Below are 13,821 nucleotides of genomic sequence, written 5' to 3' on the forward strand. Positions count from 1 at the left end.
TCCGCCGCTACATCGCCTGGCGAAACCGCAACACCGATAACCCTCGCCTACGCCGCATCGTGAAGAGGGCAAACGTGGCCTGACGCGGCACTAGGCCGCCTCCGTGGGGCCCGCCCGCCGGGCTACCGCGTCGAGGTGACGCCGGGCCGCGGTGATGGCGAGGCGGGCATGCTCCTTGGCGCCCACCTGGGCCACGAGGGTGGCCCGCGGGATCTCCAGGGCGTAGGGGATCCCGGGTGGCAGGGCGGCGAGGATGCCGTGCACGTCGATGCCGCCCTCGCCGGGGAACAGGCGCTCGAAGCGGGCGGCGTGGATGATGTCCTCCTGCGTGGCCGGCGCCGTGGCCGGTGCGTCGCAGACGTGGGCGAAGCGGAACCATTCGGGTGGCAGGTCGCGGAGGTCGGCCACGCTGGAGCCGGAGCGCGCGAAGTGGATCAGGTCGACGAGGATGCCCGCGTTGGGCCGGCCGGCGTACCGCAGGACACGGACGGCTTCGGTGAGGTCGGGCGTCTGGGTCCACGACGGGAACTCCAGATCGACGGTGAGGCCGAGCGGCCTGGCCAGGTCGCACAGCCGCGCGAACCGGTCGGCCTTGCGGGTGAAGTCCGGGTCCGGAAGTTGGGTGATGACATGACGGGCGCCGAGCTCGGCTCCGGCCTCCAGGAAGCGCAGGAGGTCCGCGGGGTCGTCATCGGGGGCGATCCGGGCGAGCTCGATGTCGAGCACCTCGATTCCCGTGGCCGCGAGCCGGACCTTGGTCGCCCGCATCAGGGCGGGGTCGGTGGCGAGGGGGTGATGCGGCTCATGCGGTGTGACCCGGGTCATGCGCAGGCCCACGTACCGATAGCCCGCGTCGGCGGCGGCGCTCACCAGCTCGGGTGGCGACAGGCTCAGCGCCGTCAGGTGCGCCAGTGAGTAGTCGTGCCGGTGGTCGCCGCCGGCCGGGGAGGGCGGCTCCCTCAGCGTGGTCAGCCGGCGCCTGCGGTGCGCGGCCATGCGCACCGCCGCGCCGCTCGCGGCGCCGTAGCCGGAGTAGCCGCCGATGCGCTGCACCACCTCGAAGAAGATCCGTGCGCCGAGCATCTCGGTGTAGAAGTGCAGGTACTCGCCGTGCTGATCGCGGTCGTAGAGGATGGAGTGCTCTCTCATCGCCGTGAGGAGGTGCTGGGGCAGCGCCAGGCGGGCGTCGAGATCATCGAAGTAGTTGTCGGGAATCGCCAGCAGCGGCGCGCCGAGCGCCCGCATGGCCTTCGCGCCGGCGATCGCGTCGTCGGTGGTGAAGGCGATGTGCTGCGGGCTCGGCACCGCCGGTGACCAGTCGCCCCGTCGTAGCGGCGCGGTGTTGAGGCTGATCCGGACGTGGTGCTCCGGGTCGGTCGCGGCCCGGCTGTGGATCAGCCCGAACGGCGCGGGCAGCGTGGTGGTCTGCGTCGCCCGCAGGCCGAGCACCGCACGGTAGAAGAGCGCGGCCTGGTCGAAGTCGTCGACCGACTCGGTGAGCGAGACGTGATCCGTTCCGGTCAGCAGGGCGTCGCCGCGGGCCGTACGGCCGGTGGGAGTGAAGTCGTCGAGCCAGTTGTCGTCCCCGCCCGTCCGGCAGAAGAAGACGGCCGTTCCGTCGGGGGCCGCCACGGAGTTGAGGTCGGCCTCCTCCATCTGCCGGACGCGTGGTAACACGGGCGCCAGCAGCCGTTCGGCCCGCCGGGCCGAGCCGGCCGGGTCGGCGCTCTCCACCGCCAGGGCGCAGATGGCCGCGGTGCCCGCCGGCACCGTCCGCTGCGGTGCGAAGTTCAGCAGGATCCGGGCCTTGCCCTGCGACCAGAGCTGCACCGGCTTGGAACGGTGCCGGCCCGTATGGACGAACCCGAGTGCGGTGAGCGCCTGCGCCACGATCGGGCCGGAGATCTCGTCCACGGCCAGCTCGGTGAACACGTGACCGTCGAGCCGCGGAGCCGGCGGCAGGGCGGCCGGCCGAACGCGCTCGCGGACCGCCACCGGGCCGAGCGCGCCGACCGTCTCCTCCAGCGACAGCAGTGAGCGCATCGCGTCGACGGCGACATGCCGGGGATCCGCCTGCCGGCAGACGTCGTTGCACACCTCGATCGACAGGGGGCCGTCGTATCCGGTGGCCAGCGCGTGGGCCACGAAGCCGGCCAGGTCGAAGACGCCCTGCCCGGGGAACAGCCGGTGGTGCTCGCTCCACTCCAGCATGTCCATGTTCAGCAGCGGCGCGTCGGCGAGCTGCAGGTGGAACACCTTCGAACCGGGCACGGCGCGGATCTTCGCGGGGTCGTCGCCACGGGCGAACAGGTGGAAGCTGTCAAGGCATAAACCGAGCGCGGGATGGCCCGCGCGCCGAACGATCCGCCATGCGTGTTCGACGGTGTTCACGAACCGGCCCCACGCCAGGCCCTCGTACGCGATGCGCAGGCCGCGCCGCGCGGCCCGGCCGGCCAGCGTGTGGAGTTGCTCCGCGGCGAGGTCGTCGTCGTCGAGAGCGTCGGCGGAGGTCGTCGAGCAGACCGCCAGCGTGGTCGCGCCGAGTTGCTCCAGCACGTCGAACTTCCGCTCCGCCCGGCGGAGATCGGCCTCGAACGTCTCGGGCGGCGCCGCCTCGAAGTCGTGGAACGGCTGATAGAGGTGGATCGCCAGGCCAAGGTCGGCGCACTCCTGCCGGATCCGGCCCGGCGACCAGTTCGACACGATGAGGTCGCCCTCATAGATCTCGATCCCGTTGAAGCCCGCCGCGGCGGCGGCCGCGAGCTTGTCCTCCAAGGTGCCGGAGAGGCAGGCCGTCGCGAGCGCCAGTGAAGCACCCGCGGAGCGGCTGGTGACAGGACTTGCCATGCCGGCGGTGAGCATGGGCGTCTCACCTTCCTAGCGTCGACTAACGAACGAACTAGATACTTACTTATATGCCCTGTCGGCGACGCGCGAAAGGGCCTCGAATCACCCGGCGGTGAAGATGAAGGGCAGCGCGGATGTCCGATCCCAGAGGATGACTTGTCCGGCCTCGCCCCCTACATGCATATCGGGATGCAGACCGTCTTGCCTTCGTACTCCCAGCACCGCTCGCATGGGTCGTAGGTCCGCTGCTGGGAGCCATCGGCGGCCCCGGACGAGATCGAGACGCGCTCTATCCCCAAGGGGGCGAGCAGGCTCCCGAGCTCCGCCTCGTCGTCGGCCTGGACGGCGGCGCCGAACTTGCGGGCGAAGTCCCCGTCGTGGTTCAGCAAGGTGGCCAGTTCATAGAACTGACGCGCGTGACGTAAGAGGTCCGGAACGCTGGGTCGCGCATGATTGGTCATGTCGCAGGACTTCCCGCAGGAACGCCGAACACGCCTCGCCATCACGCCCGCAAGCCGGGTATCACCGTCCAGGGCGGGTGGGTTCAAAGACCCGCGTTCACCACCACCGTCGCGTCATTCGGCACCTTGACCAGGGGCTTGGTGACGTTCTTGACGAGGTTTCCGGTGGAGGCGACGGTCAGGGACGCGCCGCTCTTCCTCTCGTACTGCAGCCCCGTCTGGTCGGCGGTGCCGTTGCCCAGGATGGCGTTGCCGGTGACCACCACGTTCCCGGCGCCCGACTCCACGCCGTCCACGGCGATGTAGAAGTAATAGGGGCCCGTCGGCGGCGTCTTGCCCTCGTCGCGGAAGTTGTGGATCTTGTTGTTGGAGATCGTCGTGGTCGCCCCCTGCTGGACGACGCAGCGGATGCCGTACAGCCACGCCCTTTCCGTGGTGGCCTTGTAGCCGAAATCCTCGATGTAGTTGCCCTGGATCGAGGTGCCGAAGCAGCGGTTGAGGTCGAGGGCGCTGCTCGCGTTGCCGTACAGGTGCAGGTCGCTGAGGAGCCAGCCGGCGGCGTTGTCCGATTCGACGGCGCTGGTGTCGCTGTCGCGCACCCAGGAGCGGGTGAACGTCCAGTCGGTGATCACACCGCCCGCCGGGTCGAGGACCTTGAGGCCCGCGCCGCCGGAGCCGGTGATGTAGACGTCGCTGATCACCCCGTTCACCATCGTGTTGGTGGCGGAGTCGATGGTCGTCCCGTTCTTCGACGGGTTGCTCAGACGGATGGCGTCGGAGGAGGTCTGCTCGATCTGTACGTCCGAGATCCTGCTCCCCCAGGAGCGCAGCATCAGGCCGACGGTCCCGGTGGTGTTCTTGGCGCGGTTGCCGTCCAGGGTGAGCCGCTCCAGGCGAATGGGGGTGCCCGAATACGCCTGATTCGCGTCCCACGTGTCCGAGGCCAGCAGGGCGGGCAGGTTCACGCCGTCCGCCTGCTTGATCCTCAGGCCGGTTCGCGAGTCACCGCGATACGTGCGATCTCCGCGCAGCACGATGGCCTTGTTGATGACGCATACGGCCGGCTCGTCCGCCGCCACGGAGCGTCCTAAGATCACGATCTCGTCGCCCGCCTTCGACGCCGCGATGGCGTTGTTGATGGTCGTGGCGTCGTCCGTCCCGGTGCACTGCACCTCTTTCCGGGCGGCCGCGGCGGGGGTCGGTTGCGCTATGACGGCGATCCCGGTGACGGCCAGTGCCAGTACGGCGGCCGAGACCAGGGTGAACGCTGATTTCTGCACTTCATCTCCAGGACGAATAAAGATCGTTTACCTGCAAGATCAGTATGAAATGTGTGCCAATTGAGGGACATGCCTTGGTCTCATCGATCCTGCCCTTCTGTCACACCTCCTTCATCGCCATGGTGGACAAGCCCGGGCAACGCCCTTAGACGGGTGGGCCAGGCCGGCGGGATGCCTCGTGCTCCGCGGACCCCCGCAAGAGAGCCGTACAGGACGAATGTCCTTTTTATGGCAAAATGCGGGGATTGTGCGTGTCTGTCGTCACTGGAGGAACTCCATGCGTAGATCCCTTGGGATACTCGCCGCCACCGCCAGCCTCGCCGCCTGCACCCCGTCCACGGGCGGAGTGCAGAGCGGTACGGCCGGATCCGTGGCCCAGGCGACCCCGCACGAGGACGATGCGACGCCGGCGCCGACGCCGGCCCGGACCAAGAAACCGATCCCCGAATCGGACGAGTGCCGCGTCAGCGTGGCCGGTCCGGGCATCTCCGCACTCACCATCCAGGCGTCGGCGGCCCGCCGCGACTGTGTCCGCCCGGCGCTGCTGCGCATCCGCGTCAAGCGCGCCGTTCCCGGCGACGATCCCGTGGTCAAGAGCGGCGCCACCAGGAAGGGCCGCATCACCTTGCGGCTGCCCTGCAAGCCCGGCACGTACTACACGGTCGCCACCGACTACCGGGGCGAGACCGCCACGTCCAAGGCCGCACGGCTGACCTGCGCGACCCCCACTCCCACGCCCACTCCCACGACGCCGAGGAAACCGGCCGCCGAGGAGCCCGCCACGTCCGTCGGCACGGCGGCGGAGAACGAGGTCGTCCGGCTGACCAACGCCGAGCGGGCCAAAGGCGGTTGCGATCCGCTCAAGCACGACGCGAAGCTGCGCAAGGCCGCGTTCGGGCACTCGGCCGACATGGCGAAGAACGACTACTTCGACCACGACTCCCGGGACGGCCGCGACATGACCGACCGCATCCGCGCGACCGGCTTCACCGGCTCGGCCTGGGCCGAGAACATCGCCATGGGGCAACGCTCGGCGGCCGCGGTGGTCGAGAGCTGGATGGACAGCGCGGGCCACCGGCGCAACATCATGGACTGCTCGTACACCTTCATCGGCGTGGGTGCGGCCAAGGACTCACAAGGGCAGATCTACTGGACGCAGGACTTCGCCGCCCGCTGATCCCTCGAGTGTCCGCGGGCGTTCTCGAACCGACCGGGGACGACCGCCGACCGGCCTCCAGGTCGGTTGCTGCCGGGCGTGGTGGGCATCTGCGGCCTTTGCCAGGAGAAGTGGATCTTGACCACTATGATCATCTTGATCCGTCGACTCCACTGAAAGTTGGGCCCGTGAAGAAGTCCGCCTCCGTCGCGCTGCTCGCGTTACTCGGCGTCCCCCTGCTGACCGTCCCGGCGTCCGCCACCTCGGGTGCCGAGATCCAGGTCCTGGCCGCCGACACCCAGCCGAAGATCGACAGACCCCAGCTCGACCGGATCAAGGCCGACGCCGCCGCCCGGGGCGTCCCGCTGGCGCAGGCGCTGACCGAGTACTTCGCGCAGGCCCGGACGTCCCTGACCGTGGAGGACGAGCCGGATGGGCCTGTCGCCGTACCTGAGCTGAACGTGGACGACCTGACCGCCGCCGAACTCACCGATCTCACGCAGTACGCCACAGATCAAGGGCTCGACCTCGCGCAGACGATCGAACGGCGCGGCTGGCAGACCAGGTTCTCCGACGTGGCCGAGAAGCTGGAGGCGGACTTCGGGGCCGAGTTCTCCGGCGCCGCCATGGCCGAGGACGGCTCGTCGGCCTGGATCGCCTTCAAGGGCGAGACCCCGGAGGCGGCGCTGGCCCTGGCCAGGACACTGCCCGTGGAGGTGCGGCTGCAGAGCGACCGCGGCTTCTCCGAGGCCGAGCTCGCGGCGGCCAGTGAGAGCGTGAACGAGCAGCTCAGCGCCGACCCCCAGATCGCGAGCACGTCAACGGCCTACGACATCCGATCCGGCACGGTCGAGGTCGAGGCGATACTGACCCCGGCCGCCAAGGAGACGGTGAAGAGCGTCTCCGCGCCTCCTTCCGGGATCGAGGGCGTCGTCGTCAACGTGACGATCGTCGACCAGCCGAACGAGCCCTACGACAGTTACGTCCGCGGCGGCGGCTATCTCACCGACGCCGGCAACTGCACCAGCGGATTCAACCTGAAGTACGCCACGTCGAACACCAAGCGCCTGGCCACGGCAGGGCACTGCAACCCGGCGACCTGGGTCTACCGCAACCACCCCACGCAGGGCGGCACCCGTACCGTCAAGAAGGTGTGGACGCACATCGGCACCTACGGCGACCTCGGCTACTACACCCACGGCGGCGGGACGGCGACGCGCACGTTCTACTACGCGAAGAACCTGGCGCGCTACGCCACCTCCGCGGCGATGAGCCGACCGGCCGTCGGCACCATGATCTGCAAGTACGGCTGGAACACCGGCGCCACCTGCGCGACGGTGAAGTACCGGAACGTCACCGGCGGAAGCTGGTCCGACGGCAAGGCCCGCAAGGGCCTCGTGCAGATGAACGCGGGCATCGCCAAGGGCGGCGACAGCGGCGGCCCGTTCTACTACGGCGGCAAGGCCTACGGGCTCACCACCGGCGGCGACCCCTCGGCGACCTTCTGGACGCCGACGTTCAGGTTCAACGACGCCAGGAACTACAAGGTCTGGACGAAGTAGCCACCCTCAACCGGGGGTGGGCACGCACGCCGCCCGTCCCCGGCCGGTGGGCGCGCTTGCTCGAAATCCCGCGAACACTCCACAACCACTCCAGACCCTCACTAAGGTGATCAAGTCAAAGATCACGGAGGAAGTGTTGTGAAGCAGACGATGGCCCAGCTCATCGGCCGTTCGGCGCTGGTGCTGGCACTCGCCGGAGGCGTCATGCCGGCCGCCGTCGCCTCCCCGGCATTCGCCGAGCGGAAGGCGACGCTGGGGCCGTACGGGTACGGCACCCTGAAGCTCGGCATGACCGCCGCCAAGGCCAGGGCGACCGGCCGGATCACCCGCAAAACCGTCGGTGACTCCCCCAGGTGCACGGGCTGGGACCTCAAGGAGAACCCGTACGGCGAATACCGGGTAGGGGTGTACATCTCCAAGAGGCGCGGCCTGGCCATGATCGTCGCACCCCCTGGCCTCAGAACACCGCAGGGCATCGGCCTCGGCTCCAGCAGGACGCGACTGAAGGCCGCCTACCCCCGGCTACGGCGCGGTCCGGGCGGATACCCCACCGCCGACGTGCCGGGCAACAGGCAGGCGTTCTACATCTTCCACGTTTCGGACAACAAGGTCGCCGGAATGAGCCTCGTTCTGGCCAAGCAGGACTGCGTCCGGTACTGAGGCGCGTAGCGTGCTGCCATGACTGGTGGGCCGGCCCGATTCGGCGGGCGAGACGACGTCGTCCTGGCGGTGGTCCTGGACTGCGCCGACCTGGACCGGTCGGCGGCGTTCTGGTGTGGGGCGCTCGGCTACGACGTCGAACCAGGCTCGGCAGGGCGCTATCGAAGCCTGCGGCCCGCCGGCGGGAACGGCGTCGAACTGCTGCTGCAGCGGGTCCCGGAGCCGAAGGTGACCAAGAACCGGCTGCACCTGGACCTGCGCGTCCCCGACGTGGAGGCGGAGGTGGCCAGGCTGGTCGCCCTGGGCGGACGGCACACCACCGGCGACCCCATCGAGGAGGACGGCTGGACGTGGTACGTACTCACCGACCCCGACGGCAACGAGTTCTGCGTGTGCCAGCCCCCAGGGTGAAGACACCGAAAGACGGACCGGCTTCCTCGGCGCTCTCACGGTGTGCGGCGGACGCGGCCCCCGATCACGCTTGCTGGTGATGACCACCACCAGCGTGGGCACGCACCCATGCCGAACCTGTAGTTTTTGCCGCATCATGGATGAAGAACTGGCGAGATCGATGCCCTTCAAGGTCCGGCCAATAATTCACCGTCATAAAGCCATATCAACCCGAGGGCGCACCCTGGCCGCATTCGGTACAGGAGCAGCCCTGGCCCTCTTCAGCTCGAACCTCGTCTCGTAGCGCCGGAGTGGGCCGGCACTTCGGCCGCGTGCGGTGACCCGCGTCGCCCTCCAGCACCGGCAGCACGCTCTCCCCTTCGCCGTGCGATTTGCGCACCTGCAGCGGGTCGAGCCCGGTCTCGGTGCAGGAGCTGAACCACCGCTCGATCTCGCGCCTGTGGCTGGCGCGGGTGCTCGGGGAGCCGTAGGACTGCAGCCACGCCTTCGTCAGGCCCTGGACGTAGCCGAGCAGGTTCGGTGGAAAGGCGAGGTTGCCCCGGGCTCGGCAGTAGCTAGGCGATCACGGTGCGCGCTCGGTCGGGCTCGTGCGGGTGGCGATCTCGGTGAGTGCCTCCTGCAGGACAGCGTTGCCGACGGCGAGCCGCTCCAGCTCGGGGCCGGCGACCTCGTACAGGACGGCGGGCTCCGGGGCGCGGGTCTGCAGCGCGGCGGAGAGGCTTTCCGGGGTGGCGTCGGGCCCGCGGGTGTAGGTGCGTCGCAGCACTGCGGCGTACAACTTGGCGTCGGGACCCGTCATGGCTCAACGCCCCTGGTTGCGGCGCTGTGTCCGGCGTTCCCAGCTGTTCGGGTGGCGGATGACCACGCCCGCGGCGCCACCATTGCCGGCGAGACGGATCCGCGGCGTCCCAGAGAGCCGCTCCGATGTGGTCTTGTCCCTGAATCCACCAAGGCCCGGACTCATCTCCGAGGTATCCGCCACCCACCCGTCGGGGATGACGATCGTGACGCCGCCCGTTTGCCCGTGCGCTTCTATCGCGATCTCGGGCAGTCGGCATTCAGTCTGGGTGAAGTCGAGCTTGACGCTCCCCATGCCGCCGTACACGGTGATCTGCGCAGGTACCCGCCAGCGCCCGGTCCGCGACTCGCCGTTCAGGCCTCCCTTGAGGACCAGCGGCTCCGCTGGGACCTCCTGTGGCAGATCGGCGGTGAGGGGTGCCAGGTCGGCGTAGGTCTTGGCGTTCAGTGCCGAATCCAGCCGCACTTCCAGTTCGGTGAAGTCGATTCGTCCTTCGGCCGCCGCCGTGTTCAGCCGCTCCACGACCGCTTCGCGCTCGTCATGCGAGACACGCACCTGATCAGGGCGGAGGGGGGTCGGCTGCTGGTTTGCGTCCATCGCGTCCGCTTTCGGGTAGGGGATAACGCTCCTCCGGGGGTTCCGGGGAGATCACCACCGTATTGCCCCCATAACCCGCATCATGGGGGGTTGTTAATGATCATGAAGCGTGGACGAACACAGTTGAGCCACATACGAGACACGCCCGCATCGCTCGGGATGCAATATGACCATCAACCCGCTCATTTTATGACCTCCCAAGGGCCGCTCTTATGCCCTCCTGACTCGACGTCGCCGACAAGGTAGCATCCGTCCTTGGTCTGCTCGTCGCGGTGATCGCACTGTTCGTCAGCATCCACTTCGCGCGCAAGGCCACGGGAACGCGCCCCCCGCTGCGTATGGCGAACGCGATTCCAGCGCCATCCGCCCTATCCCGACAGAGCTACTCGTGAGCTTCGGAGTACAACCGCTCCCATCACAGACCCGATCTACCGAAAGCACCATCACCTAGCAAAGCGCCGCCGTTCCCGTCGCCGACCTCCGCGCCAGCGGGCGGGAAGCGGGACCGCGTCGATTCGGTAGCCCGCCATGGGGCATGGGACCGCGTACCAGGGGCCGGCCCGCTGTCGGCCGCGGGTCCCGGGTCGCGCAGTGGCGGAGCGGGTCCGCCGCACCGCTCCTGCCCTCCGGCCACGCGCCCGGCGGGATGTGGTAGCCCCGCCGGGCGGCCCATGGCTCAAGAGCGTCACGCAGGCTGACCGGCCAGATCCTCCCGTCCGGCTTCCTCGGCGCTCTCACGTACCCGCTTACCGGTGTGCGGCGGACGCGGTCCCCGATCACGCTTGCGGGTGATGGCCACCACCAGCGTGGGCACCAGCACCAGCGTCAGCAGCGTCGAGGAGATCAGGCCGCCGATCACCACGATCGCCAGCGGCTGCGAGATGAACCCGCCCGAACCCGTCACCCCCAGCGCCATCGGCGTCAGCGCGCAGATCGTGGCCACCGCCGTCATCAGGATCGGCCGCAAGCGGCGCCGGCCGCCCTCGATCACCGCCTCCACCACGCCCATGCCCTGATCCCGGTACTGGTTGATCAGGTCGATCAGCACGATCGCGTTCGTCACCACGATGCCGATGAGCATCAGCATGCCGATCAGCGCCGGCACGCCCATCGCCGTGTCCGTGGCCACCAGCAGCCCGATCGCGCCCGTCGCCGCGAACGGGATCGACACGAGCAGGATCAGCGGCTGGATGAAGCTGCGGAACGTCGCCACCATGATCAGGAACACGATCGCGATCGCCGCCAGCATCGCCATGCCCAGGTCCGAGAACGCCTCCGCCTGGTCGGCCGACGCGCCGCCGATCTCGTACGAGGCCCCCGACTCCAGCGCCACCGCGTCCAGCTTCGTCGTCAGCGCCTGCGTCACCGCGCCCAGGTCGGCGGCGTCCGCCTTGGCCGACACCGTCGCCGAACGCTCACCGTCGATCCTGGTCACCTGCGTCGGACCGGCCACCTCGCGCACGTCGGCCACCGACGACAGCTTCACCATCCCGCCCGCCGTGGCGAGCTTCAGGTCCTCGATCGCCTTGACGTCGTCCGGCGCGTCCGCGCCGCGCAGCACCAGGTCACTGGTACGGCCGTCCAGCGTGATCTGCCCCAGCGGCGCCCCGCGGAACGCCTGCGCCACCGCCTGGCCCACCTGCGCCTCCGACAGGCCCCGCTCCGCGGCCTCCTGCCGGTCCACCACGACCTCCACCCGCGGCGCGCTCGCCTCCAGGTTCGACGACAGGTCCCGCAGCCCGGACACCTGGCCCATCGCCGCCTTGACCGAGTCCGTCGCGGTGCGCAGCGCCTCGGTGTCCGGCGCCCGTACGATCACATCGATCGAGTCGGAGGAGAACCCGCCCCCGCCGGCCCCGCCGACCGTGACCTCGCCGACGCCCGACAGGCCCGCGATCGCGTCGCGCAGCGACTGCTCGACCTTCGCGGTGTCCGACCCCTCCTTGACCGTGACCGAGTACGACGCCCGGTCCGCGCCACCGCCGACACCGCCCTGCATGGCGTTGCCACCGCCCACGTTCACCTGGTACGTCTCCACGCCGTCCAGCCCCGACAGCACACCCTCGACCTGCTTGGCCGCCTTGTCGGTGGTCTCCAGGTCCGTGCCCACCGGCATCCGCTGCGACAGCGAGATCGTGTTCTGCCCGGAGGAGTCCAGGAAGTTCGTCTGCAGCCCGCCGGCCAGCCCGATCGTGCCGACGAACACCGCCACGCCGATGAGCACCGTCACCAGCTTGAACCGCGTCGCGAACCGCAGCACCGGCAGGTACGCCCGCTGCAACGGCGAGCGCAGCTCCTTGGCCTCGGCCTCCTCGCGCTGCTTGCGCGCCTGCTCCGGCGTCAGATCCGGCGCCTTCAGGAACCAGAACGCCAGCACCGGCACCACCGTCAGCGACACCAGCAACGAGGCCAGCAACGCCACCGCCACCGTGATCGCGAACGGCGAGAACAGCTCACCCACCATGCCGCCCACCACCGCGATCGGCGCGAACACCGCCACCGTGGTCAGCGTCGAGGCCGTCACCGCGCCCGACACCTCACGCACCGCCGTCAGGATGGCCTGCAGCTTGGCCTCGCCATAGCCCAGATGTCGCTTGATGTTCTCCAGCACCACGATCGAGTCGTCCACGACCCGGCCCACCGCGATCGTCAGGGCGCCCAGCGTCAGCATGTTCAGCGAATAGTCACCCGCCCACAGCGCGATCAGCGCGATCACCACCGACAGCGGGATCGACACCGCCGTCACCACCGTCGAGCGCACCGACAGCAGGAACACCAGGATGACCAGCACCGCGAACGCCAGCCCCAGCAGGCCCTCGGTGGTCAGGTTCTCGATCGACTCCTCCACGTACGGCGCCTGGTCGAACACCACCGACACCGCCGTCTCCGACGAGTCGCCCAGCGCCTTGGTCAGCTCGGGCAGCTTCTCGCCGATCGCGTGCGAGATCGCGACCGCGTTGCCGTCGGGCACCATCGTCACCGACACGCCCAGGCTCGTCCTGCCGTCTGTACGGGTGATCGTCGTCGCGTCCGCCAGACCACGGGAGATCTTCGCCACGTCGCCCAGCTTGACCGGCTTGAGAGGCTTCGGCCGGGCCTGCTGCTGAGCGAGAGCCGCCTGCGCCTGGGCCGGGGCCGACTGGCCCTGACCCGGCTGACCGGTCTGCGGGCGGCCCTGCTGCTGACTCTGCTGCGGCTGGGTCTGCGGGGTCGCCGCCGGCTGGGCCGGCGTCAGGTACAGGGCCTTCAGCTTGGCCACCGAGTCGACCCGCGAGCCGACCTGCACCGTCAGCGACTTGCTGTCCGAGGTCAGCGTGCCCGCCGGGATCGGCGTGCCGTTCGCCCGCAGCACCTCCGGGATCTGCGCCGCCGACACCCCCGCCAGCGCCATCTTCTTGGCGTCCGGCTCGATCGTCACGACCTCGTCACGGGTGCCCGTGACCGCCGCCTCCCGCACGCCCTCGACGCCCTGCAACTCCGGCACCATGATCCGGCGCAGCTTGTCGGCCATCGCCCGCTCGTCACCGCCGTCGCCCACCGCCAGCACCAGCACCGGGATGTCGTCGGTGTTGCCCGCCACCACCTGCGGATCCACCCCGTCCGGGAGGGGCACCCTGCTGATGGCCTGCTGCATCTTGTTCAGCGACGACTCGATGTCCGTGCCGTACTCGAAGGCCACCTGGATCTGCGCCATGCCCTCCTTCGAGGTGGAGGTCATCTGCTCCATCCCGGTCAAGCCCTGGAAGGAGTCCTCGATCGGCTTGGTGACCTGGTCCTCGACGATCTCCGGCGAGGCCCCCGCGTACGGCGCCACCACGAACGCCCCAGGAAACGACAAAGACGGCAGCAACTGCTGTTTCAACTGCGGGATCGTGAACGCGCCGAAGGCGCTGAGCACGACCGCGACCAATATCACAAGGCTGCGGTTGACCAGGCTCAACCGGGCGAAAGCGGTCATGGACTCCCCCTCCAAAGAGTTCGCCCCAGACTAACACTTCGCTTTACACGAATATTTAGACCGCTCAAGCAATCCTGATAACCTTCTCAG

10 protein-coding genes are annotated in these 13,821 nt (G+C 69.1%); 4 read left to right on the forward strand and 6 right to left on the reverse strand.

Going from position 1 to position 13,821, the window contains the following annotated elements; all coding sequences use genetic code 11:
* Positions 1-90: 90 nt before the first annotated feature.
* The 3 genes from AB0I15_RS53150 to AB0I15_RS53160 all read right to left on the reverse strand — a co-directional run bounded on the left by AB0I15_RS53150 (position 91) and on the right by AB0I15_RS53160 (position 4,588).
* Positions 91-2,862: a TIM barrel protein gene (locus AB0I15_RS53150; protein ID WP_358114832.1), complete on the reverse strand. Its 2,772-nt coding sequence runs from the start codon at positions 2,860-2,862 to the stop codon at positions 91-93.
* Between the two features lie 158 nt (positions 2,863-3,020).
* A complete protein-coding gene (locus AB0I15_RS53155; RefSeq protein ID WP_358114835.1) occupies positions 3,021-3,236 on the reverse strand; it encodes a hypothetical protein in 216 nt (71 codons plus the stop codon).
* Positions 3,237-3,391: 155 nt separating this feature from the next.
* The gene (locus AB0I15_RS53160; protein ID WP_358114838.1) at positions 3,392-4,588 is read right to left on the reverse strand and encodes a right-handed parallel beta-helix repeat-containing protein; all 1,197 of its coding nucleotides are present in this window, start codon (positions 4,586-4,588) and stop codon (positions 3,392-3,394) included.
* Positions 4,589-4,865: 277 nt separating this feature from the next.
* Here AB0I15_RS53160 and AB0I15_RS53165 point away from each other — a divergent pair, with 277 nt between their 5' ends.
* From AB0I15_RS53165 to AB0I15_RS53180, 4 genes are all read left to right on the forward strand, one after another.
* Positions 4,866-5,765, forward strand: a complete 900-nt coding sequence (locus AB0I15_RS53165) for a CAP domain-containing protein (protein ID WP_358114840.1) — start codon at positions 4,866-4,868, stop codon at positions 5,763-5,765.
* 167 nt (positions 5,766-5,932) lie between these two features.
* The gene (locus tag AB0I15_RS53170; protein WP_358114842.1) at positions 5,933-7,306 is read left to right on the forward strand and encodes a S1 family peptidase; all 1,374 of its coding nucleotides are present in this window, start codon (positions 5,933-5,935) and stop codon (positions 7,304-7,306) included.
* Positions 7,307-7,444: 138 nt separating this feature from the next.
* Complete coding sequence (locus AB0I15_RS53175) at positions 7,445-7,966, forward strand: hypothetical protein (protein ID WP_358114845.1); 522 nt, start codon at positions 7,445-7,447, stop codon at positions 7,964-7,966.
* Positions 7,967-7,984: 18 nt separating this feature from the next.
* Entirely contained in the window at positions 7,985-8,377 is a 393-nt protein-coding gene (locus AB0I15_RS53180; protein WP_358114848.1) for a VOC family protein, read from the forward strand.
* Between the two features lie 562 nt (positions 8,378-8,939).
* Here AB0I15_RS53180 and AB0I15_RS53185 read toward each other — a convergent pair.
* From AB0I15_RS53185 to AB0I15_RS53195, 3 genes are all read right to left on the reverse strand, one after another.
* Positions 8,940-9,176, reverse strand: coding sequence for a hypothetical protein (locus AB0I15_RS53185; RefSeq protein WP_358114850.1), 237 nt, complete (start codon positions 9,174-9,176; stop codon positions 8,940-8,942).
* A 3-nt stretch (positions 9,177-9,179) separates the two neighbouring features.
* On the reverse strand, positions 9,180-9,773 hold the full coding sequence (locus AB0I15_RS53190; protein ID WP_358114853.1) for a DUF1707 domain-containing protein: 594 nt from the start codon (positions 9,771-9,773) through the stop codon (positions 9,180-9,182).
* Positions 9,774-10,458: 685 nt separating this feature from the next.
* On the reverse strand, positions 10,459-13,731 hold the full coding sequence (locus AB0I15_RS53195) for an efflux RND transporter permease subunit (protein WP_358114856.1): 3,273 nt from the start codon (positions 13,729-13,731) through the stop codon (positions 10,459-10,461).
* Between the last annotated feature and the right edge of the window lie 90 nt (positions 13,732-13,821).

Origin of the sequence: Nonomuraea sp. NPDC050643 (genome assembly GCF_040654715.1) — a bacterium.
Taxonomy (GTDB): Bacteria; Actinomycetota; Actinomycetes; order Streptosporangiales; family Streptosporangiaceae; genus Nonomuraea.

Coding starts and splice junctions, on each gene's coding strand:
- AB0I15_RS53150 (WP_358114832.1), bottom strand. CDS start 2,862: ATGCTCACCGCCGGCATGGCAAGTCCTGTCACCAGCCGCTCCGCGGGT.
- AB0I15_RS53165 (WP_358114840.1), top strand. CDS start 4,866: ATGCGTAGATCCCTTGGGATACTCGCCGCCACCGCCAGCCTCGCCGCC.
- AB0I15_RS53180 (WP_358114848.1), top strand. CDS start 7,985: ATGACTGGTGGGCCGGCCCGATTCGGCGGGCGAGACGACGTCGTCCTG.
- AB0I15_RS53185 (WP_358114850.1), bottom strand. CDS start 9,176: ATGACGGGTCCCGACGCCAAGTTGTACGCCGCAGTGCTGCGACGCACC.
- AB0I15_RS53190 (WP_358114853.1), bottom strand. CDS start 9,773: ATGGACGCAAACCAGCAGCCGACCCCCCTCCGCCCTGATCAGGTGCGT.
- AB0I15_RS53195 (WP_358114856.1), bottom strand. CDS start 13,731: ATGACCGCTTTCGCCCGGTTGAGCCTGGTCAACCGCAGCCTTGTGATA.